This is a genomic window from Novosphingobium aquiterrae, assembly GCF_042434435.1.
Taxonomy (GTDB): Bacteria; Pseudomonadota; Alphaproteobacteria; order Sphingomonadales; family Sphingomonadaceae; genus Novosphingobium; species Novosphingobium aquiterrae.
This window is the reverse complement of the sequence record NZ_JBHLTL010000001.1, coordinates 733,750-755,311: the sequence shown is the minus strand read 5'-3', so window position 1 is coordinate 755,311 and position 21,562 is coordinate 733,750. Positions and strand designations below refer to the sequence as shown.

Here is a 21,562-nt window from a genome sequence, read left to right as displayed (position 1 = left end):
AGTGCAGCAAATGACTGCAGCCTCGGCCCGCTCGATCAGATTGCTTCCGTCACGAGACGCAGCGAAAGAGCGCAGGCGGGACGAAGCGATCCAATCCGAAGACCTGATTACAACAAGGGAAGATTGTCATGCTCACGTCCATCCGCGGCCTTCTGGCTGCCACAGTTCTCGCCGGCGGCCTGATTGCCAGTCCGGCCTTCGCCGACGATGAAACCGATCCGCCGAAGGACATCACCATCAGCGGCTACGCCACGGGCGTTACCGATTACCGCTGGCGCGGCCTGTCCTATTCGGGCGGCGACTTTGCCGTACAGGGTCAGATCAACGTCGCCCATTCCAGCGGCATCTACGCCGGTGTGTGGGGCTCCAGCCTTGAGCAGGACGCCCTCGACGTCTACGGTTCGGCCGAACTCGACGTCTATGCCGGCTGGTCGGGCGATGTCGCCAGCGGCCTGACGGCCGACGTCGGCGTTACCTGGTATACCTATCCGAACGGTACCAACCCGCTCATCAAGGGCAACTATTTCGAGCCCTATGCTTCGCTTTCGACCGGCCTTGGCCCGGTAACCGCGAAGGTCGGTGTCAACTACGCCTGGAAGCAGGACGCACTGGGCGGCGACGACAACTTCTATGTCTTCGGTGAACTGGGCACCAGCATCCCCGGCGTCCCGGTCGATCTCAGTGCCCACCTCGGCTATACCAGCGGTGCGCTTTCGCCGAACCGCCTGACACTGACCAGCACCGATGGCGGCTTCGACTATTCGGTTGGCGCCACGTACAACATCACCGATCACCTGTCGGTTGGCGCACAGTACGTTGGCGTCGACGGGGCATCGATCGATGGCTTCTCAAACGACACGGTTGTCGGCTCGGTCAAGCTCTCGTTCTGATCGAAGCGTTGCAATTCAGGCAAGGCCCGTCCCCTTTGCGGGGGGCGGGCCTTTCCCGTGCCGATTGCGCGTGGTAGCGAAGGGCCTATGACCCGCTACCTCCACACCATGATCCGCGTCACCGACCCGGACGCCACCATCGCCTTCTTCGACCTGTTCGGGGTCAGGGAAGTGCGCCGCTTTTCCAGCGAGCAAGGCCGCTTCACGCTGATCTTCCTGGCCGCCGAAGGCCAGGAAGGCGTGGCCGAGGTCGAGTTGACGTACAACTGGCCCGGAGAGAACGGCAGCGTCGAATCCTATGGGGGCGGGCGCAATTTCGGGCATCTCGCCTACCGGGTCGACGATATCTACGCGACCTGCGCCGCGCTGATGGCCGCAGGCCATACGATCCACCGTCCGCCGCGCGACGGACACATGGCTTTCGTCAAATCGCCGGACGGCATTTCGGTCGAGCTGTTGCAGGACGGGCACTTGCCGCCACAGGAACCCTGGGCCTCGATGCCCAACACCGGCAGCTGGTAAGAACCTAGTTCGCCGCGCGGGCGGCAAGGCGCAACACGGCATAGCCGCACAGCGCGGCAACGGTCGAGCCAAGGATGACGCCAAGCTTGGCATCCTCCACCAGTTGCGGGTTGGCCGGAAAGGCCAGCTGGGCGATAAACAGGCTCATCGTAAAGCCGATCCCGCACAGCAGTGCCACGCCCCACACCTGGATCAGGCTGGCCCCTGCTGGACGCGCCGCAAAGCCCGTACGCTCGGCCAGAACCACTGCGCCAAGAATGCCCACCTGCTTGCCCATGAACAGTCCGAGCGCGACGCCAAGCGGCAGCGCGGCGAAGAAGCCCGGCCCATCCCCCGCAGGCAAGTGCACCCCGGCATTGGCAAAGCCGAACAGCGGCACGATCAGATAGGCGCTGAGCGGGGCCAGCGCGTGCTCCATCCGCAGCAGCAGGCTGTCCCCGCTCTTGCCCGGTGACAGCGGCACGCAGAGTGCGGACAGTACGCCGGCAACCGTGGCATGAACCCCCGAATGCAGGACGGCAAACCACAGCGCCACGGCGCCCAGCACATAGGGCCAGCCGCGCATCACGCCCAGGCGGTTGAGTGCGGCAAGCCCACCAAGCGCGGCGGCGGCCAGGCCAAGCCAAAGCCATGCGATATCCGCCGTATAGACCAGGGCGATGATGGCCACGGCGCCCAGATCATCGACAATGGCAACCGTCAGCAGGAATAGTCGCAGCGATGGCGGTACCCGTGTGCCCAGCAGGCTCAGCACACCAAGCGCAAAGGCTATGTCGGTCGCAGCGGGGATGGCCCAGCCGGATCCGATCCCGTCCTGACCGTTTGTGACGAACAGGAAGACAATGGCCGGCACCGCCATCCCCGCGATCGCTGCGAGAACGGGAAGCCGGCGCTGCGCCGGATGCGCCAGTTCGCCGTCCAGAACTTCGCGTTTGATCTCAAGCCCGACGACAAAGAAGAAGACTGCCATGACGGCATCGTTGATCCACAGGTGCAAGCTATCGAGCTTGGCCACCGGGCTCCAGCCCAGGTGGCCGTGGAACAGGCTATGGTAAGCATCCGCCAGGGACGAATTTGCGCAAATCATCGCCGCTGCGGCGACGGCCATCAGGATCAGACCAGCTCCTGATTCGCCGCGCAACAATCGCATGACGATGGCAGCAAGCTTCGTGATCGGATGACGGCGCTGCGGCATTGGGAAAGGCGATCAGACAAAATCGCGGCCGGCACAAGCCTGTATACTTCTAACAGGGCAGGAAATTGACCCCGTGTGCGGATTGCACCGCTGCCCAATCGCACATAGTCTTCGTTTTCGTTTGGTTCACAAGGGGCTTGCAGGACTCATGTTTTCGGGATTCGGACTTGATCCGATCTTGCATGTGCTGGTGCTTGTCGAGCGGGAGCTGCTGGTCTTTGCGGCCTTCTGGTTCGTCATCGGCCTGATCGACGAGTTCGCGATCGACATGACCTGGGTGTGGCTGCGTCTGACCGGACGGGCGCGGACGGGTCGCTTGCCGGCCGGCTTTGGCCGTGCCGAACTGGCGGGACCCGCGGCGATTCTGATCCCGGCGTTCCAGGAAGCTGCCGTTATTGCCACGACAATCGCGCATATGACCGCGACCTGGTCGCAGCGCGAGGTGCGCTTTTACATCGGCTGCTATGGCAATGATGCCGCAACTCTGGCAGCAGCGATGGACGGTTGCGGCGGCGATCAGCGGGTTCGTCTGGTCGTCCACGGGGCCTATGGGCCGACCACCAAGGCCGACTGCCTCAATCGCCTCTATGCCGCGCTGTGCCAAGATGAAGCGCGCAGCGGCCAGATGTTCCGCGGAGTCATCCTTCACGATGCCGAGGACATGGTCCATCCCGCCGCTTTGCAGGCAATCGACGCTGCGCTTGGCAGTCACGATTTCGTGCAACTCCCGGTCCGTCCCGCCTTGCAGCCATCGTCTCAGTGGATAGCCGGCCACTATGCCGATGAATTTACCGAGGCCCATGCCAAGGCGCTGGTGGTAAGATCGGCCATGGGCGCGGCGATCCCCGCCGCCGGGGTTGGCTGCGGCTTTGCGCGCGCCGCACTGGCCCGTCTGGCCGAACAGCGCGCCCAGAGCGGCGCCTTCGGACCCTTTGCCACCGATTGCCTGACCGAGGATTACGAGCTTGGCCTGCTGCTTTCGCGCGATGGACGCGGCAGCACGTTCCTGCGTCTGCGCGACGCCGCCGGCACGCTTGTCGCGACGTCCAGCTACTTCCCCAGCGCGCTGGGGGCGGCGGTCCGCCAGAAGACGCGCTGGGTGCACGGCATTGCCTTCCAGGCGTGGGACCGGATGGGCTGGAACGGGCGGCCGATCGAACTGTGGATGGCGCTGCGCGATCGCCGCGGTCCGTTGACCGCCCTGGTCCTGTTTGCCGCCTACCTGTTGTTGGTGATCGACGTGGCACTGATCCTGGCGCAGCAATTCGGCGTGGTCGAAGGGCAGCCCCTGAGCGGCGCGGTGCATGCCATGCTGACGCTCAGTCTCATCGGGTTCCTCTGGCGCGCAACAGTGCGCGCGGTGTTCACCGCGCGCGAATACGGATTGTCTGAAAGTATCCGGGCAGTCCTGCGCATCCCGGTTGGCAATGTCATTGCCATTATGGCCGGGCGGCGCGCGCTGGCAGCCTATCTGCGCTCGCTGGCCGGGCAGAGCGTGATCTGGGACAAGACGGCGCACCATGCCCATCCTGCTGCCGGATTGCAGCCGCTGGCCCCCCAGCCAGTACGCAAGCGAGTCAAGGCATGACAATGCGCGGCCCCACCGCGCGGCGCGGGCAGCCCGTTGTTGCTCTTGTGCTGATCATGGGCGCATGGGTCGGCATGCGCAGTGTCGTGTGGGCGCAGACCGGCGGTGAAACGCCGCCGGCCACGCACGCTGGCAAACCAGCCGACAAGGCGCAGGCTCCCCGCCAGGTCCAGGCAGGATCGTCGGCAACGGCAGCACCGATTGGCTTTGCCCACTTCCCCAAACCGGCTCCTGTCGCTGCGCCTACCGTGGCATCCCAGGTCGAAGCGGGTAGTCATCTTCGCACGTTCGCGCCGGTTGCTGCACCTGTATGGGAGCCGGCGCCGCCACGGGCCGGCGCTCCTGAACCACAGGCGGTTGCGCCGCCGTCGGTCTCAGCGTCGCGACCCAGCTCATCGAGCGCCCGGATCGCCGCGGGGCATCAGCTGCTCTACCTTGCGGCCTTGTCGCAATTGCCCATGCCCGCTTTGGGCGCACCGGCCGAGCCGCCGCCGCCTCCGGTGCGGGGCAGGGTCGATCGACGCTGGTCCGCCGATGCGTGGCTGCTGCTGCGCCGGGGCGGCAACGGGTTCAACCTGCCCGGATCCGGACTGCCGGGCGCCAATCTGCCGGTCGGGGCCTATGGCGCAAGCCAGGCCGGCGCGGTCATCCGTTATCGCCTGGCACCGTCCAGCCCGCAGCGGCCTTCGCTCTATCTGCGCGCAAGCACGGCCCTGCACGCACCCCGCGGCGAGGAGATCGCTGCAGGATTTTCGGCCCGGCCACTTGCGCGCGTTCCGGTTGCGGCCATGGCCGAGGTCCGGGCTACCCGGACCATGACCGGGACGATCGTCAGGCCCGCGGCGGCCTTGGTCAGCGAGCTTGCGCCAGCCGATCTTCCCTTTGGCCTGCGCGGTGAGGCCTATGTTCAGGCCGGCTATGTCGGTGGCCGCGGCGCGACGGCCTTTATCGACGGTCAGGGGCGTCTGGAGCGGCGCCTGATCAGCGCCGGACGGTGGCAACTGCGCGCCGGAGCAGGGACCTGGGGCGGGGCGCAGAAGGGGGCGAAGCGGCTCGATTTCGGGCCCACGGCTACGCTCGACGTGCCTCTGGGACCGGTGGGCGGACGTATCGCCGCCGACTGGCGGTTCCGCGTGGCGGGCAATGCCGCGCCGACCTCGGGACCGGCAATAACGCTATCCGCCGGATTTTAGCACGCTGCGCCTTTTTTCCGTCGCGCGGGTGGGGTAGGCGGAAGACAACGGCATGAACGTCTACCTTCCGATTGCCAACCTTTCGGTGAATGGCCTGGTCATCGTCGCGCTCGGGGCGCTGACGGGCATACTCTCGGGCATGTTCGGCGTCGGCGGCGGTTTCCTGACAACCCCGCTGATGATCTTCTATGGCATTCCGCCGACCGTGGCTGCTGCCTCTGCCGCAAGCCAGGTGACCGGTGCCAGCGTTTCGGGTGTTCTGGCCCATTCGAAGCGCGGCGGCGTTGATTACCAGATGGGCGCGGTAATGGTCGCCGGCGGGCTGGTCGGCACAGTGCTGGGGGCGGGCATCTTCCGCATTTTGCAGGAAATCGGCCAGATCGATGTGGTGATCAACGTGCTCTATGTCCTGCTGCTGGGCGGGATCGGCGGGGTCATGGCGCGAGAGAGCTGGCAAGCAGTGCAGGCCCAGCGCAAGGGCATCGCGCTGCCCGCGCGCAAGCGGCGTCACCATCCGATGGTCGCCAGCTTGCCGCTGCGCTGGCGGTTCTATCGCTCGGGCCTGTACATCTCGCCGCTGGCACCGCTGCTGCTTGGCATCTTCACCGGCATCCTTACCATGCTGATGGGGATCGGCGGTGGCTTCGTACTGGTCCCGGCGATGCTGTACATTCTGGGAATGAGCGCGGGCGTCGTCGTCGGCACCTCGTTGTTCCAGATCCTGTTCGTAACCATGGCGACGACGATGATGCACGCCATGACCACCCGCGCAGTCGATGTCGTGCTGGCGGTGCTGTTGTTGATCGGATCGGTTTCAGGTGCCCAGATCGGGGCACAACTGGCGCAGAAGATTCCGGCTGAGCGGCTGCGCTTCGTTCTGGCCGCGCTGGTTCTGATCATCGCCTTGAGAATGGCGCTTGGTCTGGGCTGGCAACCTGACGAGATCTACACGGTCGCGCCACTATGAGGCGCATGTTTGCCCTGCTGGCGCTGCTTGTGCTGACGGCGGCGCGCGATCCGATCCTGGTCCCTGAGATTTCCCAGCACGAGATCCAGGTCCGTCAGGGTTTCCGCGGCGCCGACTTGCTGCTGTTCGGCGCGATCCTGACCCCGGAAGGCACGCGCGCCGGGCAGGATTACGATATTGTCGTTGTGTTGAAGGGGCCTACCCGCTCGATCGTCCTGCGCGAAAAGCAGCGCATTGCCGGGATCTGGGTCAATGCCTCCAGCACAGAATTCCGCTCTGCCCCGACCTTTTTCGCGGTGGCTTCGTCGAAGCCGATCGCGCGGATCGTAGATGACAAGACCGCGGCGATTTACGAACTTGGCCTGCCCTGGCTGCAGCTTTCGCCGATCGGATCGTACAATCCAAAGGAACAAGCGCGATTTTCTGCCGGGCTGGTCGATCTGATGCACCGGGACAACCTTTACAAGGAGGACTCGAGCGGGGTGAAGGTCAACGCGCAGGTTCTCTATCAGGCGCGGATCACGCTGCCGTCGAACGTGCAGACGGGGACCTACACCGCCGAAACCTTCGCAATAACCCGCGGCCGCGTGGTGGCATCGGCGATCAGCCGGGTCGAAGTCAGGAAGCAGGGGTTCGAGCGCTTCGTCGAGCTTTTCGCGCGCAACGACGGCTTCCTTTATGGCCTTGTTGCCGTTGGAATATCGATCGCCATGGGTTTTCTGGCTGGGCGTCTCTTCGCCCTGATCTGATCGGCAAGGCCTTCCGGTTTAGCGCTTTTTAACCCTGCGCAGCTAAATCTGCCGCGACAAAGGTTTAACGGTCGCAGGGGATACGCCTTTCATGAATGACATGGGTTATCAGGGCGGAGCAAATGCGCGTCCGGCATCTGCGAACGAGGTACCCGCCGATGCGGCGCAGGTTGCAGCGCAGGTGGCTGGATCGGGCGTCGACAATGCCCGCGATCCGATCGGGATCGTGCTGGAAATTGCCGGGGCCGGATCGCACATCGCGCTTGACCTGACCCGGCTGCAGGAATGCTCGGGCGATCCTGACCCTTCGGTGGCATTGGCTGGCCAGGTCGGAAGCCAGATCAAGATCCGGGTCGGGCGCGGCTGGCTGCTTGCCTCGGTGCGGACCCAACGTCAGGATGCCAAGACCCCTGGCGGGATCATGGCCGCGATCGACTTCCTGGGCGAAGGCGACGAGGAACGCCTGACCGGCCGGATCCATTCGTTCCGCCGCGGCGTCACCCGCTACCCGATCCCCGGCGCGCTGATCTATCCCGCCACCAGCAACGACCTCAAGCAGATCTATGCCTCGGACGGGCGGCCCAACGTCCAGATCGGCACCGTCTTCCCGACCCGCGACATCCGCGCCGGCCTCTACATCGATGCCCTGCTGGGCAAGCACTTTGCCCTGCTCGGCTCGACCGGCACCGGCAAATCGACCAGCGCCTCGCTGATCCTCCACCGCATCTGCGAATTTGCCCCCGAAGGGCATATCGTGATGATCGACCCGCACGGCGAATATGGCGCGGCCTTCAAGCAGACCGGCATGATCTTTGACGTGTCGAATCTCAACATGCCGTACTGGCTGATGAACTTCGAAGAACACTGCGAAGTGTTCCTGACCTCGACCGGCAACCAGCGCCAGGAAGACGCCGACATTCTGGCCAAGTGCCTGCTCGCCGCGCGGATGAAGAACCGGCTGGCAGAAACGATGGGCAAGCTGACCGTCGACAGTCCGGTGCCCTATCTGCTGTCGGACCTGACCACGATCCTGCAGAACGAGATGGGCAAGCTCGACAAGGCAACCTCCTCTGCGCCGTTCATGCGGATCAAGACCAAAATCGACGAATTGAAAGGCGATCCGCGCTATCAGTTCATGTTCAGCGGCATGCTGGTCGGCGATACCATGGCCGAATTCATCGCCAAGATCTTCCGCATGCCCAGCCGCGGCAAGCCGATCTCGATCATCGACGTGTCGGGTGTGCCGTCGGATATCACCAGCACCGTGGTCGCGGTGCTCAGCCGCCTGGTCTTCGACTTCGCGATCTGGGCGCGCGATGAAAAGACCCGCCCGGTGCTGCTGGTCTGCGAAGAAGCGCACCGCTATGTCCCGAACGAGAAGAACGCCGATGGCTCTTCGGTCGGCCGGATCCTCAGCCGCATCGCCAAGGAAGGCCGCAAGTACGGCATTTCGCTGGGCCTGATTACCCAGCGCCCGTCGGATCTGGCCGAAGGCGTGCTGTCGCAATGCGGCACGATCATCTCGATGCGCCTCAACAACGATCGCGACCAGGCCTTCGTCAAGGCGGCGATGCCCGAAGGCGCGCGCGGCTTCCTCGATGCGATCCCGGCGCTGCGCAACCGCGAATGCATCATCTGCGGCGAAGGCGTTTCGATCCCGATCCGCGTCAGCTTCGACGAACTGGAAGAGGTCAAGCGCCCCGCTTCGGCCGACCCCTCGTTCACCGACCTGTGGAACACCTCGGGCGGCGAAGAAGACATGGTCCTGCGCACCGTCCAGCGATGGCGCGCCCAGGGTAGATAGCTATCGTGTTGGCCAATCGCCTCCGCGATTGTCCTGCAACACCGGCCCGCTCCCCCGGCCCGACCACCCATAGGGTACTCTGAACGGGTGGTCGGGCCGGGGGAGCGGGCCGGTGTTGTGCTGTTGCCGCAAGGCGACCCAACTAAATCGGCACGATCCGCGCTTTCATCGTCTTGCGCCATGCGCCGTGGGTATAGGCCCATAGCGCCAGGGCCATCGAGGCCAGCGAGCCGACGCTGAACGACAGCCACAGCGCGTCGCTGCCCAGCGCCGGATAGGCCAGCCAGTAGAATCCCAGCCGAACCGCATACATCGCGGCAAGCAGGACCAGGATCGGGGTCAGCACCACGCCATAGGCGCGCAGCGTGCCGAACAGCACGATGGTCACCCCGAACGGCAGGTACGACCAGATCGACAGCCACTGGATGTGCCGGGCCAGCACGATCGAGGGGCTTTCGCTGCCCAGAAACAGCTTGAGCGCAGCAGTATCGAAGGCCAGCAGCAGCGCGATCAGCGCCCCGGTCATCATCAGGTTGACCACCGCACCATCGATGCCGATGCGGTCGACCCGGTCCTCGCGCCGCGCGCCGATGTGCTGGGCGACCATCGCGCTGACTGCTGCGCCCATCGCCAGGCTGGGCATCTGGATATAGTTCCAGATCTGCAGCAGCGCGCCATAGGCCGCCGCGGTCATCAGCCCTTCGCGGTTGACCAGGCCAATGAAGATCAGCCCGGCCCCCGAAATCACCAGCATTTGCGCCCCCATCGGCAGCCCCTTGCCGACGATGAAGCGCAGTTCCTCGCGCGCGGGGATCAGATAGCGCAGCTCGCGCCCGTGCAGCCGCAGCGGCAGATCCTTGGTATAGATCCACGCGATCATCCCGCCCAGCCCGACCACCGTGGCGATGGCCGTGGCCACGGCCGCGCCGGCAATGCCCATTTTCGGAAACGGCCCGATCCCGGCGATGAACAGCGGGTTGAGGATCACGTCGAGAACGGCGGTGAGGATCTGGAAATAGAGCGGGGTGCGCGCATCGCCCGATCCGCGCATGCCCATCGATATCATCACCGTCAGCGTCATCCCCGGGATGACCAGGAAGATCACCCGCAGGTAGGTCAGTGCCAGCGCGCGCGAGGCTTCGGGCACGCTGAGCAGGCCGAGCAGGGCCGGCGCGCCCAGCCAGCCGAGCAGCGCCACCAGCACCGAGACGATCAGGCACAGCCCGACCCCGGTGCCGAAACTGCGCCGCGCCGCATCGAGATTCTTTGCCCCGAAATGCTGGCCGACCCGCACCGTGGTGGCCATCGACAGGCCGAACACCGCGGCAAAGATCAGGAACATCACGATGTTGCTGTTGGCCGTCGCGGTCAGCGCGGCTTCGCCCAGCAGCCGCCCGATCCACACCGTGTTGATCGAGGCGTTGAGCGATTGCAGGACATTGCCCATCAGCGTCGGCAGGGCAAACAGCACCAGCGTGCGGCGGATCGGACCGCTGGTCAGGTCGCCGCGGCGCGGGGCGGGGGCTGGCGCTTCGTCCTGCGGAATCGTTGTCGGTGCGTCCATGGCTATGTCAGGTCCCGCGGGTGTCGCCGTAAAGGTGGATGTGCAGCCGGTCGGTAAAGCGCCAGCCGCGCGCCAGGCATTCGCCCGACAGCCACCTGGCACGTTCGCGCAGCGTGGCGCTATCTGTCCCTTCGCCCATCAGATAGAGGCGTTCTGACGGGATCGCATGGGCCTGCTGCAAAGCTTCCACCTCTGCCAGGTCGCCGGGTGCGGCGACGACGAATTTGAACACGGCCCGCGGATCGCGCGCCCAGGCCGCCAAACGGTCGACCACCAGCGCAAGTTCCCCGGGGTTGCCCGAATGGGCGAGCTTGGGGCTGACGTTGTACTGCGCGACCTGGCTGTCGAGCGCCGGGTGCGGCGCGACACTGCCGTTGGTTTCGACCTCGATGCTCATCCCGTCCAGCAGCGCAACCATTCGCGCCAGCGCCGCGCCCTGAAGCAGCGGCTCGCCCCCGGTGATCACCAGCCGGTCCTGGCCCAGCGCCATGATCCGCGCTGCGACATCGGCCTCTTCCAGCGTGACCTGATTGGCGCTGCGCTCAAACACCAGGTCGTCGCGGTGGGAGCGGTTGTCGCCCTCGAAGCGCCAGGTATAGGCGGTGTCGCACCAGGTGCAGGCCAGGTTGCAGCGCGACAGCCGCACGAAGGCCACGGGCCGCCCCACGCTCGCCCCCTCGCCCTGCAGCGAGGCGAAGATTTCCGGCTCGCCCGGATTGGTGGTGGCCAGCGTCAGCATTCAGGAAAGACCCCGCTTTCCTGGTGGAAGTTGACACAATTCACAGGGTGCATGGCGATGAAGACCAGGGTGTCACCATTTGTCGCCTTGCGTGATCCGGCGTCACCCCGGACGGTGACAGTAAGGGTGCGGGGATGCGGCATAACCTCCCTTTTGCACAATTAGGCCGGGTAGGAAACGTGTGGCCCTTACCGCCGCCGTCGCGCGTCCCTACATCGCGCGCTTCAGCCAGGGAGTTACGCCATGACCGCAACCGCCACCGATCTCGCCGCCGCCGGTACGTGGATGCTGGGGGATCGAAGGGTAAAGCGCATGGGATATGGCGCGATGCAGCTGGCCGGGCCCGGCGTGTTCGGCCCGCCGCGCGACCATGACGCGGCTATCGCCGTGCTGCGCGCCGCGTTCGCCGCCGGGGTCGATCATATCGACACCAGCGATTATTACGGCCCCTATGTCACCAACCGGCTGATCCGCGAGGCATTACATCCCTATCCGGCAAACCTGACCCTGGTCACCAAGCTGGGCGGGCGGCGCGGCGACAAGGGCGAATGGCTCGGCGCATTCAGCCCTGACGAACTGCGCCGCGGGGTGGAGAGCAACCTGGAAAACCTCGGCCTCGACCAGATCGAGGTGGTCAACATGCGCTCGATGCACGGCATCCACGCCCCCGCCGAAGGCCCGCTAGAGATCCAGCTGGAAGCGCTGGCGGCGATGCAGCAGGAAGGGCTGATCCGCCACATCGGCCTGTCCAACGTCACCCGCCGGCAGATCGAGGACGGGCGCAGGATCGTCGAGGTCGTCTGCGTCCAGAATGCCTACAACCTGGCCAATCGCGGCGACGACGCGCTGATCGACTGGCTGGCCGGCGAAGGGATCGCCTATGTCCCGTTCTTCCCGCTCGGCGGGTTCAGTCCGCTGCAATCGGCCGAGCTCGATGCGGTCGCCGCCGAACTGGCTGCCACGCCGATGCAGGTCGCGCTGGCCTGGCTGCTGCAGCGATCGCCCAACGTGCTGCTGATCCCGGGCACCTCATCGCTTGCGCACCTGGGTGAAAACCTCGCCGCGGCTGCGCTCGTACTGCCGGAGGCAGCGGTAGCGCGGCTGAACGCGATCGGGGGGTAGGCCGTAATCCGATCCTCTCCATTTTTGCCGAATGGCACAAATGGGGAGGTGGATCGTCCGCAGGACGAGACGGAGGGGGTTCCCCGCTGGCGTCGATACCCCTCCGTCAGCGGCTGGACGCCGCTGCCACCTCCCCATTTGCTGCATTCGCAGAAAATGGAGAGGACCTGGCTCAGCCCAACCGCGCCAGTGCCGCCGCCAGCCGCTCGGCCTCGGCCGCGTGCATGGCATGGTCGGCGCGGGCTTTTTCGACCGCTTCGGGCTTGGCCTTTTCGGCGAAAGCCGGGTTGGACAGGCGCCCTTCGAGTGACCTGGCTTCCTTGGTCGCGGTATCGAGGGCTTTGGTCAGGCGGGCCTTTTCGGCTTCCAAATCGATATGGCCGCGAAGGGGCATCACATACAAGACGCCATCGACAGCAATCTGCGCTGATCCCGAAATGCCTTCCGCTTCAATAGACGCGGTCAATCGGGTCGGAAAAACCTTCGCCATTCTCTCAAGTGAAGAAGAATTCGAGATCAATCGAGCTTCAGCGTCGGCCAGCTTTTCTGGCTGGTAGATTTGAATCTGGGCACCCGGCGGGACATTGAGCTCAGCTCGCGCGCCGCGAACGGCGCTAATCATTCCAATCAACCACTCCACCTCTGCCTTGGCCTCGGCATCGACAGCCGCCCCCGGCTCCGGCCACTTCGCCGTGATCAGCGGATAGTGCGCGCGGTCACCCAGCTTCGACCACAGCTCTTCGGTGACGAAGGGCATGAAGGGATGGAGCATGACCAGGATCTGGTCGAGCACCCAGCCGGCGACGGCCTTGGTCTCATCATCGAAGCTGCCCTTGATCAGTTCGATGTACCAGTCGCAGAACTGGTCCCAGACGAAGTGGTAGACCGCATTGGCCGCGGCGTCGAAGCGCAGGTCGGCCATTGCCTTGTCGAGTTCGGCAAGGGTTTCGACCACTTCGCCGATGATCCACTTGTTGACCGCGCTGGTCGCCGTGGGTGCGGCCAGCGAGGTGCTCGCGCCGATCCCGTTGCTCTGGCAGAACCGGGCGGCGTTCCACAGCTTTGTGGCGAAGTTGCGATAGCCTTCGACCCGGCGCTCATCCATCTTGATGTCGCGGCCCTGGCTTTCCATCGCCGCCATGAAGAAGCGCAGCGCGTCGGCCCCGAACTTGTCGATCAGGCCGAGCGGATCGACCACGTTGCCCTTGGACTTGGACATCTTCTGCCCGTCGGGCGCGCGGACCAGCCCGTGCAGGTACAGCCGCGGCCACGGGTTTTCGCCGGTCATCGCCTGACCCATCATCATCATCCGCGCGTCCCAGAAGAACAGGATGTCGAAGCCCGAGATCAGCAGGTTGTTGGGGTAGTGGCGGCTGACCAGACCGGTCTGCTCGGGCCAGCCCAGCGTGGCAAAGGGCCACAGCGCCGAGGAGAACCAGGTGTCGAGGACGTCCTCGTCCTGGCGCAGAACAGCTATGTTAGCCTCATTCTGACCTCGGTCGGTCCAGTCGTCGGAAAAGCGGATCGTTACGCCTTCAGGATAGAACGCCCGAGCTTGTTCAAGAGCCTCTTCTTCAGTCTGGGCAACGAAGATGCGCTCCTCAATTGGCATTCGGGTCGTCGGCTTCCAGTCAGCGTCCACGCGAATTACGTCGCCGGTGACTAGACTACCATCCGGCCGCAGGCCTGGCCCAAACCACGCCGGAATCCGGTGCCCCCACCACAGCTGCCGAGAAACACACCACGGCTGGATGTTTTCCATCCAGTTGAAGAAGGTCTTCTCCCAGCTCTTGGGCACGATCTCGATCGCGCCGCTTTTTACTGCTTCGATCGGCTTCTGCGCCAAAACCTCGGCATTCACATACCACTGGTCGGTCAGCCACGGTTCGATCTCGACCCCACCGCGGTCGCCGAAGGGGGTCTGGATCGTGCGCGGTTCGGCGTCGTGCTCGGCGCCGTCCTTGTCGGTCCAGGGGATCAGGAAGCCCGCTTCCTTCATCCGCTCGACCACCAGCTTGCGCGCGGCAAAGCGTTCCATCCCGACGAATTCGGCCGGCACCAGCCCGTCGGCGGTCTGCACCACGCAAGCTTCGGCATCGAACATGTTGAGCATGTCGGCGGGCTTGATCCCGGCACGTTTGCCCACTTCGAAGTCGTTGAAATCGTGTCCCGGGGTGATCTTGACCACGCCAGAGCCCAGCTCCGGGTCGGCGTGCTCGTCGGCCACCACCTTGAACAGGCGGCCGGTCAGCGGCTGGCGGATGTCCTTGCCGATCACCGCCTTGTAGCGCGCATCCTCGGGGTTCACTGCCACGCACATGTCGGCCAGCATGGTCTCGGGCCGGGTCGTCGCCACCTCGACCGCGCCACTGCCATCGGCGAAGGGATAGCGGAAGCGCCAGAAGCTGCCCTTGACCTCGCGCGTTTCGACCTCGAGGTCGCTGATCGCAGTCTTGAGCTTGGGATCCCAGTTGACCAGGCGTTTGTCGCGGTAGATCAGCCCTTGGTTATAGAGGTCGACGAAGACCTTGATCACCGCCTTGGTGAAGTGCGGGTCCATGGTGAACTGCTCGCGGCTCCAGTCCATCGAGCAGCCCAGCCGGCGCAGCTGACGGGTGATCGTCCCGCCGCTTTCAGCTTTCCAGTCCCACACCTTGGCAACGAAGTCGTCGCGGGAATAGTTGGTGCGCTTGTCCTGGCGTTCTTCCAGCTGGCGCTCGACCACCATCTGGGTGGCGATCCCGGCGTGGTCGGTGCCGACGACCCACAACGCGTCCTTGCCGCGCAGCCGCTCATAACGGATCACCACGTCCTGCAGCGTATTGTCGAGCGCATGGCCGATGTGCAGGCTGCCCGTCACGTTGGGCGGCGGATTGACGATGGTAAAGGGCTCGGCAGTGGGCCGTTCCGGGCGGAACAGTCCGTTCGTTTCCCAGTGTTCATACCACTTTGCCTCGATCGCGGCGGGGTCGAACGTCTTTTCGAGCGTAGGATCAGTCATGATCGGGGCGCTTTGCCAGCGGGCCGCTGCACTGGCAAGCTTGTCGGCGGGGCGATTTTACCGCACAAGCGCGGGCAATGCGCAGACGTTGTGAGTTTTCCCTTAGCACCGATGACGCCGGCGCGCAGACCATCGCGCTCAGCGGGCGGCTGCTGGTGTCGTCGATCGCGGCGATCGACCGCGAATTGCGCGCTGTGGCCGGCCCGGTCGCACAGGTTGATCTCAGCCAGGTCGAGGCGATCGACACCGCCGGTGCCTGGCTGGCCTGGCGGCTGGCCGACGAGCATCACGCCAGGATCGTCGGGGCGAGCGATCAGGCCCAGCGCCTGATCGCCGCGGTCTGCCCGGCCGATGACGATACCCCGGTTGCCGCACCGCGCCTGCCAACCGCCCAGCGCGTGCTCGATTCGATCGGCGACTACGTCGTCGGGGCCGGGCGCGGGGTGATCGCTTTCCTCGGCTTTGTCGGGGCGATCCTGATCGCCAGCGGATCGCTGCTGCGCCATCCGGGACGTTTCCGGATCAAGGCGCTGGTCCGCCAGATGGAACTGGTCGGGGTGTCGGCGCTGGGGATCATCGGGCTGATGAGCTTCCTGGTCGGCATCGTCATTGCCCAGCAGGGCGCGGTGCAGCTGCAGCAGTTCGGTGCGGAGATCTACACCATCAACCTGACCGGGCGGCTGGCCTTTCGTGAATTGGGTGTTCTGATGACCGCGATCATGGTCGCGGGCCGCTCGGGCTCGGCCTTTGCCGCGCAGATCGGCACGATGCGGCTGACCGAGGAGGTCGATGCGATGCGCACCATCGGGGTTTCCCCGGTCGAGGCGCTGATCATCCCGCGGGTGCTGGCCTCGACCTTCATGATGCTGCTGCTCGGCTTCTACGCCGCGCTTTGCGCGATCGTCGGCGGGGCGACCATCTCGACCCTGACGCTGGGCATCCCCTTCATGACCTTCCTCGTCCGCATTCAGGAAGTGGTGCCGCTGCACGACCTGTGGGTCGGCTTCATCAAGGCCCCGGTATTCGGGGCGATCGTCGCCTTGGCCGGGTGCTATCAGGGCATGCAGGTCGAAGGCAATTCCGAGGAAGTGGGCCTGCGCACCACCATCGCGGTGGTCCAGGCGATCTTCGCGGTAATCGTGCTCGACGCGTTCTTTGCGGTGTTCTTCAGCGAAGTGGGCTGGGGATGAGCCAGGACGCCGACTTTCCGATTGTCGTCGAAGGGCTGCGCAATGCCTTTGGCGAACACGTGATCCACGAGGATCTCTCGCTCAAGGTGCGCCGGGGCGAGATCATCGGCGTGGTCGGCGGATCGGGCACCGGCAAATCGGTGCTGATGCGCTCGATCATCGGGCTGCAGGTGCCTGACGCGGGCCGTATCGACGTGCTGGGGGACGAGATTACCGCGGCGCGCGATGACGACGATATCGACATCCGCAGCCGCTGGGGCGTGCTGTTCCAGGGCGGGGCGCTGTTTTCGACGCTGACCGTGGCGGAAAACGTCGAAGTGCCGCTCAAGGAATTCTACCCCGACCTCAGTGAAGACCTGCTGCACGAGATCGCCCGGTTCAAGGTCATGCTGTCAGGCCTGCCGCCCGAAGCGGCGAGCAAGTATCCTTCCGAATTGTCGGGCGGAATGCGCAAGCGCGCGGGTCTGGCCCGGGCCCTGGCGCTCGATCCCGAACTGCTGTTCCTTGACGAGCCGACCGCCGGGCTCGATCCGATCGGCGCTGCCGCCTTCGACCAGCTGACGCTGGAACTGCAGGAGACGTTGGGGCTGACGGTGTTCCTGATCACGCACGACCTCGATACCCTGTACGAGATCTGCGACCGGGTGGCGGTGCTGGCCGACAAGCGGGTGATCGCGGTCGATACGATCCCCAACTTGCTCAAGCTGGACCACCCGTGGATCCAGGAATATTTCAACGGCCCACGCGGCCGGGCGGCGCAGGCGGCGCAGACCCGCACGCGCGCGGCGCACAAGGCGGCGGCGCGCGCCAAGGCGATGGACAATCAACCGGACACAGGGGCATAAGGCAGGCGAATGGAAACACGTGCCAATCACGTTTGGGTGGGTGTGGTCACGCTGGCTTTGCTGGGGGTGATCGCGGCTTTCGTCATCTGGATCGCCCGCCTGGGTGAGGGCAACCTCAACGAATACGACATCTTCTTCAAGCAGTCGGTCGACGGCCTGTCCAAGGGTTCGAGCGTGACCTTTTCCGGCGTGCCGGTCGGTCAGGTCAAGACGATCGAACTGTGGCGCAAGGATCCCAGCTTTGTCCGGGTGCGCATTGCCATCGATGATGGCGTGCCGATCCTGCAAGGCGTAACCGCGACGATGCAGGGCAGCTTTACCGGCGTTTCCAACGTCCAGCTGGAAGGCGCGGTCAAGGGCGCCCCGCCGCTGACCGAAAAGGGCCCCGAAGGCGCGCCCGTGATCCCGACCAAGCGCGGCGGGCTGGGCGAGCTGCTCAATTCCGCGCCGGTGCTGCTCGAACGGCTGGCGACGCTGACCGAGCGGCTGACCCTGGTGCTGTCCGACAACAACCAGAAATCGATCCAGAACATTCTGGCCAATACCGACAAGCTGACTGCCAATGTGGCCCAGGCTTCACCCCAGTTCGAACGCGCGATGGTGGAATTGCAGTCTACGCTGGTCCAGGCCAAGCTAACGCTCGCCAGTTTTGAAAAGGTCGCCAATTCGACCGACCAGCTGGTCAACGGCGAAGGGCAGAGCCTGGCCGAATCGCTGCGCAAGACGCTGAAGAGCGCGCAGGGCGCAGCCGATCAGCTTGAGCAGACGATGAAGGACGTTCGCCCGGTAACCAAGCAGCTCAATGAATCGACGCTGCCCGCCGCCGAAGCCGCAATCCGCGATCTGCGCGCCACCACCCGCGCGCTGCGCGACGTCACCGAAAAGATCGACGAGAAGGGCGCCGGCGGCCTGCTCGGCGGCGACAAGCTTCCGGATTACAAGCCATGACTATGATCAAGCCAATGCTCCTTCGCGCTGCCGTGCTGGCGCCGCTTGTCCTGCTGTCGGGCTGTCTCGGCCTGGGAGGGGCCAAGCCGCCGCCAACCCTGCTGCGCCTGAACGCCGCTGTGATCGCCCCGGTTGGCGTCGCGGTTTCGGGAACGCCCGCCACATCGCTGTCGATTGCCGAACCGGAAGTCGGCAAGGAGCTGGCGGCGATGCGCGTGCCGGTGCGGGTCGGCGATACCGACATCGCCTACCTGCAGAATGCGCAGTGGGTCGAACGCCCCGCCCGCCAGTTCCGTGCGCTGCTCGCCGAAACGATCCGCGCCGGCAGCAAGCAGCTGGTGTTCGAGGATGACCAGCCGGTTCCTGCCAGCGGCCGCCGCCTGGGCGGCAAACTGCTCGACATGGGCTACGACGCGCGCACCTCCAGCGTCGTGGTGCGCTATGACGCCCTGCTCAGCGGACCCCGCGATGCGGTCACCGTGCGACGGTTCGAAGCGAAGGTAGATGGCGTGCAGGCCAAACCGGAAGCCGTCGGCCGGGCGATCAACGAGGCGGCGAATACCGTGGCGGCGGAGGTTGCCGCCTGGGTGGCGGGTTAGGATTCGGCCGACCACCGGTTTGTAGCGTCTGCTTCTGAAACCAAAGCGCGTAAAGGCGGACTGTCCGGACACGACAACATTTGCGGACATGCAATTGCATCCGGCGTGAAAGAGAATAAGCTAGCAACATGAAGCAATGCGGTATTTTCGTTGCCGAAATGGCAATGCTCTTAGCAGCTCTCTTTTTTACTCTTCCTTACCTCCCGTCGAACGAGGTAGAGCGCCTGCCTCTATTCCCTGCAGCCGCATTTGCCGTCGCTCTTTTTGCGGGAAGTAGGTTGCTTCGATGGCGGCACCGGTACGCAATTGTCGGAGTTGAGACTTTTGCTTTCGGAGCTTTTGTTTGGGGGTCGAACGCTGTCGCAAATTTGATCTACAGCCATTAGATGCTGGGTGGTTCAGATGTCGGCTAACCCTGACATCCCCGCCCTGTCGACGTTTCGTGAATGTCTCCGAAGCTGGACATGTCGTCGATAAGCTGCGCAATTATCTCCGTGCCAACCGCGCAAAGTCCATCGCCGCGGTAAAAATCGCCAGCCGTTTGGCGCGGCGCTCTTCGGCTTCCCAGTCCTTGCCCCATAGATCGGCCTGCCAGTCCTCTTCCAGGTTGGCGACCGCCCATAGCGCTTCTGCCTCGGCCTCCGGTTCCAGCGCCGCGAGGCCGACGACAAGCGATGCGGCCAGGGAGGCCAGCGTGTTGAGCGCGGACAGGGCAAAGGCGTCCTGCGCGCTCAGCGCGGCGCGCAGTCGCTCGAGGGTTGCCGCGGGCTGGGGGCGGTGCGTGATCCCGTCGATCCGGGTGAGGTGCACGTCATAGCGCGCTTCGGCAGCCTGAAGCAGCGGCTCCCACAGTTCGCTCTGGCGCGCGTGCAGCGCTTCACCCGCCTCGGCGCGGTAGCACAGCGTGTCGCTCTCGGCGAAGCGCATCAGCGCTGTGATCGCGGCGTCGCGGTCGGGCGCGATCAGATCGATGGCGAAATCGGCCATGTCGCGCAGCACGAACCGGGCGGGATCGATGTCGGCCCCTTGGCCGTGCCATTCATCGGCCAGGGCATGGGCCAGCGCCTGGCTGGGCACGATCTGCGGTCGGCCGCCCTGGGTCTTGATCCCGCGCCCGTCGAGCGCGACCTGCCAGCCATCATCGACTGCGATCACCCCGGCATAGGCATAGAAGCGCTTCATTGCGGCGGCGATTTCCAGCGCTTGGCCAGCAGCAGCGGGACCACGAACAGGTCGACGAAGCCGACCAGCAGGAAGACATAGCCGGCGACGACCGGCATATCGACCTTGCGGGCGATCACCAGCAGCCCCAGCAGGGCGAAGAAAGCGCCGCTCAGGCGCATCAGTTGCAGGACAATGAACCGCTGCCGGGCAGGATCGGGATTGGTCATGACAAAAGCTCCAGCAAGTGGGCGGGGGAGGTGGCGATGGCTGCGGCCCCGGCGGAAAGCAGTTCATCGGGGGTGTGATAGCCCCAGTCGACCCCGATCGCGCGCACCCCGATCGCGGCGGCCATCGCCACATCGTACTGGGTGTCGCCGATCATCACGGTATCGGCGGGCAAGGCCAGGCAATCGTCCATCGCGGCTTCCAGCATGGCTGGGTGCGGCTTGGATGGGTGGCGGTCGGCGGTCTGCAGGGTGGTGAAATAGCGGCTCAATTCGTGCGTGGCGAGGCAGTGCCCCAGTCCGCGGTCGCTCTTGCCCGTGGCGACGCCCAGCGCCCAGCCCTGATCGTGCAGCGCGGCGATCAGCGGAGCAATTCCGTCGTACAGCGGTTCGACCAGCGCGCCGCTTTCGCGGGTCTGGCGGAACGCCTCGCGATAAGCGCGGTCGATCTGGCCGCGCTGTTCGTCTGCGGCATGGGGCAGAAGCAGGCGGATCGCCTGGGGCAGGCTCAGCCCGACCGCGCGGCGCACCGCGTGGCGATCGGGCGCGGCCAGGCCGACCGCGGCAAAGGCCGCATCCATCGCGTCGCAGACCGCGGCCTGGCCATCGACCAGGGTGCCGTCGCAATCGAACACGGCCAGCCGCACGCTCATCCTGCGGGCCCCAGCGTGCGCATCAGCTGGGCGATGGCGGGCGATCCCTCGGCCTCGAGCCCGTCGGCGGCGCGGGTGCGGTCAGCGATGTCCTTGTTCTGGCTGAGCTTGAGCGTTTCGCGCCAGACCTGCACCTCGATCTCGAACCCGACAATGCTCGCCAGCAGACCGCGCTTGCGCGCCGGGGAGAGCTTGTCCATCGTCCACGGCGCGCCTTCGCTGACCCGCGCCTCGTGCTTGTCGGACAGTGCGGTGACCTGTCCGAGCAGGCCCTCGTCGTCCATCCGCCGCACCCGGCCTTCCAGCTCGAGCGCGGCATAGTTCCAGGTCGGCACCTGATCCGGATCGGCATACCAGCGCGGGCTGACATAACCGTCGGGGCCGTTGACCACCGCCAGCACGGTCGCGCCGTCGAGATGCCGGGTCAGGGCATTGCCCCGCGCGAGATGGAACTGCACCGCGCCGTCACCGGTGTAGAGCAGCGGCACATGGGCCACGCGCGGGCCGTCGGGCGTGGCGGCGAAGATCATGCCGAAGCCGACCTCCTCCAGCATCGCTTCGAGCAGGACCCGGTCGGCGCGGCGAAAGGCGGGATTGGGATGCAT

20 protein-coding genes are annotated in these 21,562 nt (G+C 65.2%); 12 read left to right on the top strand and 8 right to left on the bottom strand.

Features of this window, described 5'->3' with window-relative positions; genetic code table 11:
• Positions 1-128: 128 nt before the first annotated feature.
• Positions 129-890 carry a TorF family putative porin gene (locus ACFFF7_RS03680; RefSeq protein WP_379480004.1) on the top strand — a complete coding sequence of 254 codons (762 nt, stop codon included), beginning with the start codon at positions 129-131 and terminating at the stop codon, positions 888-890.
• A gap of 87 nt (positions 891-977) precedes the next feature.
• Positions 978-1,412 carry a VOC family protein gene (locus ACFFF7_RS03675; protein WP_379480003.1) on the top strand — a complete coding sequence of 145 codons (435 nt, stop codon included), beginning with the start codon at positions 978-980 and terminating at the stop codon, positions 1,410-1,412.
• 4 nt (positions 1,413-1,416) lie between these two features.
• On the opposite strand, the gene nhaA is transcribed toward ACFFF7_RS03675, so the two are convergent.
• Complete coding sequence (gene nhaA / locus ACFFF7_RS03670; RefSeq protein WP_379480002.1) at positions 1,417-2,607, bottom strand: Na+/H+ antiporter NhaA; 1,191 nt, start codon at positions 2,605-2,607, stop codon at positions 1,417-1,419.
• Between the two features lie 148 nt (positions 2,608-2,755).
• Here nhaA and ACFFF7_RS03665 point away from each other — a divergent pair, with 148 nt between their 5' ends.
• The 5 genes from ACFFF7_RS03665 to ACFFF7_RS03645 all read left to right on the top strand — a co-directional run bounded on the left by ACFFF7_RS03665 (position 2,756) and on the right by ACFFF7_RS03645 (position 8,908).
• Positions 2,756-4,195 (top strand): glycosyl transferase family protein, encoded by a 1,440-nt coding sequence (locus tag ACFFF7_RS03665; RefSeq protein WP_379480001.1) that lies wholly within the window; start codon positions 2,756-2,758, stop codon positions 4,193-4,195.
• 2 nt (positions 4,196-4,197) lie between these two features.
• Positions 4,198-5,388, top strand: coding sequence for a hypothetical protein (locus ACFFF7_RS03660; protein WP_379480000.1), 1,191 nt, complete (start codon positions 4,198-4,200; stop codon positions 5,386-5,388).
• Positions 5,389-5,440: 52 nt separating this feature from the next.
• Positions 5,441-6,355: a sulfite exporter TauE/SafE family protein gene (locus tag ACFFF7_RS03655; protein WP_379479999.1), complete on the top strand. Its 915-nt coding sequence runs from the start codon at positions 5,441-5,443 to the stop codon at positions 6,353-6,355.
• Positions 6,352-7,104, top strand: coding sequence for a TIGR02186 family protein (locus tag ACFFF7_RS03650; protein WP_379479998.1), 753 nt, complete (start codon positions 6,352-6,354; stop codon positions 7,102-7,104). Before ACFFF7_RS03655 ends, ACFFF7_RS03650 begins: the two co-directional genes overlap by 4 nt.
• Positions 7,105-7,195: 91 nt before the next feature.
• Positions 7,196-8,908, top strand: coding sequence for an ATP-binding protein (locus ACFFF7_RS03645; protein ID WP_379479997.1), 1,713 nt, complete (start codon positions 7,196-7,198; stop codon positions 8,906-8,908).
• A gap of 142 nt (positions 8,909-9,050) precedes the next feature.
• Here the strand turns inward: ACFFF7_RS03645 and ACFFF7_RS03640 are convergent, their stop codons facing one another.
• Both ACFFF7_RS03640 and ACFFF7_RS03635 read right to left on the bottom strand, forming a co-directional pair.
• Positions 9,051-10,472, bottom strand: a complete 1,422-nt coding sequence (locus ACFFF7_RS03640; RefSeq protein WP_379479996.1) for an MATE family efflux transporter — start codon at positions 10,470-10,472, stop codon at positions 9,051-9,053.
• 7 nt (positions 10,473-10,479) lie between these two features.
• Positions 10,480-11,211, bottom strand: coding sequence for a 7-carboxy-7-deazaguanine synthase QueE (locus ACFFF7_RS03635; RefSeq protein WP_379479995.1), 732 nt, complete (start codon positions 11,209-11,211; stop codon positions 10,480-10,482).
• Positions 11,212-11,454: 243 nt separating this feature from the next.
• Between ACFFF7_RS03635 and ACFFF7_RS03630 the strand changes: the two genes are divergently transcribed.
• A complete protein-coding gene (locus ACFFF7_RS03630; RefSeq protein WP_379479994.1) occupies positions 11,455-12,333 on the top strand; it encodes an aldo/keto reductase family oxidoreductase in 879 nt (292 codons plus the stop codon).
• Positions 12,334-12,505: 172 nt separating this feature from the next.
• On the opposite strand, the gene ACFFF7_RS03625 is transcribed toward ACFFF7_RS03630, so the two are convergent.
• The gene (locus ACFFF7_RS03625) at positions 12,506-15,334 is read right to left on the bottom strand and encodes a valine--tRNA ligase (protein WP_379479993.1); all 2,829 of its coding nucleotides are present in this window, start codon (positions 15,332-15,334) and stop codon (positions 12,506-12,508) included.
• Positions 15,335-15,411: 77 nt separating this feature from the next.
• Here ACFFF7_RS03625 and ACFFF7_RS03620 point away from each other — a divergent pair, with 77 nt between their 5' ends.
• From ACFFF7_RS03620 to ACFFF7_RS03605, 4 genes are read left to right on the top strand one after another with little or no spacing between them, the layout of a single operon-like run.
• A complete protein-coding gene (locus ACFFF7_RS03620) occupies positions 15,412-16,524 on the top strand; it encodes an ABC transporter permease (RefSeq protein WP_379479992.1) in 1,113 nt (370 codons plus the stop codon).
• Positions 16,521-17,369, top strand: a complete 849-nt coding sequence (locus tag ACFFF7_RS03615) for an ABC transporter ATP-binding protein (protein ID WP_379479991.1) — start codon at positions 16,521-16,523, stop codon at positions 17,367-17,369. Before ACFFF7_RS03620 ends, ACFFF7_RS03615 begins: the two co-directional genes overlap by 4 nt.
• 9 nt (positions 17,370-17,378) lie before the next feature.
• Positions 17,379-18,317 carry an MlaD family protein gene (locus ACFFF7_RS03610; protein WP_379479990.1) on the top strand — a complete coding sequence of 313 codons (939 nt, stop codon included), beginning with the start codon at positions 17,379-17,381 and terminating at the stop codon, positions 18,315-18,317.
• Entirely contained in the window at positions 18,314-18,916 is a 603-nt protein-coding gene (locus ACFFF7_RS03605) for an ABC-type transport auxiliary lipoprotein family protein (RefSeq protein WP_379479989.1), read from the top strand. The genes ACFFF7_RS03610 and ACFFF7_RS03605 overlap by 4 nt, the downstream gene beginning before the upstream one ends.
• Before the next feature lie 486 nt (positions 18,917-19,402).
• Here the strand turns inward: ACFFF7_RS03605 and ACFFF7_RS03600 are convergent, their stop codons facing one another.
• From ACFFF7_RS03600 to ACFFF7_RS03585, 4 genes are read right to left on the bottom strand one after another with little or no spacing between them, the layout of a single operon-like run.
• The gene (locus ACFFF7_RS03600) at positions 19,403-20,098 is read right to left on the bottom strand and encodes an ATP12 family chaperone protein (RefSeq protein WP_379479988.1); all 696 of its coding nucleotides are present in this window, start codon (positions 20,096-20,098) and stop codon (positions 19,403-19,405) included.
• On the bottom strand, positions 20,095-20,307 hold the full coding sequence (locus tag ACFFF7_RS03595; protein ID WP_379479987.1) for a hypothetical protein: 213 nt from the start codon (positions 20,305-20,307) through the stop codon (positions 20,095-20,097). Before ACFFF7_RS03595 ends, ACFFF7_RS03600 begins: the two co-directional genes overlap by 4 nt.
• Positions 20,304-20,957: an HAD-IA family hydrolase gene (locus ACFFF7_RS03590; RefSeq protein ID WP_379479986.1), complete on the bottom strand. Its 654-nt coding sequence runs from the start codon at positions 20,955-20,957 to the stop codon at positions 20,304-20,306. The genes ACFFF7_RS03595 and ACFFF7_RS03590 overlap by 4 nt, the downstream gene beginning before the upstream one ends.
• Complete coding sequence (locus ACFFF7_RS03585; RefSeq protein ID WP_379479985.1) at positions 20,954-21,562, bottom strand: FMN-binding negative transcriptional regulator; 609 nt, start codon at positions 21,560-21,562, stop codon at positions 20,954-20,956. Before ACFFF7_RS03585 ends, ACFFF7_RS03590 begins: the two co-directional genes overlap by 4 nt.

Excerpts from the sequence above, each read along its gene's own strand:
- ACFFF7_RS03605 (WP_379479989.1), top strand. The coding sequence starts at position 18,314 with ATGACTATGATCAAGCCAATGCTCCTTCGCGCTGCCGTGCTGGCGCCG.
- ACFFF7_RS03625 (WP_379479993.1), bottom strand. The coding sequence starts at position 15,334 with ATGACTGATCCTACGCTCGAAAAGACGTTCGACCCCGCCGCGATCGAG.
- ACFFF7_RS03665 (WP_379480001.1), top strand. The coding sequence starts at position 2,756 with ATGTTTTCGGGATTCGGACTTGATCCGATCTTGCATGTGCTGGTGCTT.
- ACFFF7_RS03645 (WP_379479997.1), top strand. The coding sequence starts at position 7,196 with ATGAATGACATGGGTTATCAGGGCGGAGCAAATGCGCGTCCGGCATCT.
- ACFFF7_RS03610 (WP_379479990.1), top strand. The coding sequence starts at position 17,379 with ATGGAAACACGTGCCAATCACGTTTGGGTGGGTGTGGTCACGCTGGCT.
- ACFFF7_RS03585 (WP_379479985.1), bottom strand. The coding sequence starts at position 21,562 with ATGCATCCCAATCCCGCCTTTCGCCGCGCCGACCGGGTCCTGCTCGAA.
- ACFFF7_RS03650 (WP_379479998.1), top strand. The coding sequence starts at position 6,352 with ATGAGGCGCATGTTTGCCCTGCTGGCGCTGCTTGTGCTGACGGCGGCG.
- ACFFF7_RS03655 (WP_379479999.1), top strand. The coding sequence starts at position 5,441 with ATGAACGTCTACCTTCCGATTGCCAACCTTTCGGTGAATGGCCTGGTC.
- ACFFF7_RS03640 (WP_379479996.1), bottom strand. The coding sequence starts at position 10,472 with ATGGACGCACCGACAACGATTCCGCAGGACGAAGCGCCAGCCCCCGCC.
- nhaA (WP_379480002.1), bottom strand. The coding sequence starts at position 2,607 with ATGCCGCAGCGCCGTCATCCGATCACGAAGCTTGCTGCCATCGTCATG.
- ACFFF7_RS03630 (WP_379479994.1), top strand. The coding sequence starts at position 11,455 with ATGACCGCAACCGCCACCGATCTCGCCGCCGCCGGTACGTGGATGCTG.
- ACFFF7_RS03660 (WP_379480000.1), top strand. The coding sequence starts at position 4,198 with ATGCGCGGCCCCACCGCGCGGCGCGGGCAGCCCGTTGTTGCTCTTGTG.
- ACFFF7_RS03590 (WP_379479986.1), bottom strand. The coding sequence starts at position 20,957 with ATGAGCGTGCGGCTGGCCGTGTTCGATTGCGACGGCACCCTGGTCGAT.
- ACFFF7_RS03675 (WP_379480003.1), top strand. The coding sequence starts at position 978 with ATGACCCGCTACCTCCACACCATGATCCGCGTCACCGACCCGGACGCC.
- ACFFF7_RS03680 (WP_379480004.1), top strand. The coding sequence starts at position 129 with ATGCTCACGTCCATCCGCGGCCTTCTGGCTGCCACAGTTCTCGCCGGC.
- ACFFF7_RS03615 (WP_379479991.1), top strand. The coding sequence starts at position 16,521 with ATGAGCCAGGACGCCGACTTTCCGATTGTCGTCGAAGGGCTGCGCAAT.
- ACFFF7_RS03595 (WP_379479987.1), bottom strand. The coding sequence starts at position 20,307 with ATGACCAATCCCGATCCTGCCCGGCAGCGGTTCATTGTCCTGCAACTG.
- ACFFF7_RS03600 (WP_379479988.1), bottom strand. The coding sequence starts at position 20,098 with ATGAAGCGCTTCTATGCCTATGCCGGGGTGATCGCAGTCGATGATGGC.
- ACFFF7_RS03635 (WP_379479995.1), bottom strand. The coding sequence starts at position 11,211 with ATGCTGACGCTGGCCACCACCAATCCGGGCGAGCCGGAAATCTTCGCC.
- ACFFF7_RS03620 (WP_379479992.1), top strand. The coding sequence starts at position 15,412 with ATGCGCAGACGTTGTGAGTTTTCCCTTAGCACCGATGACGCCGGCGCG.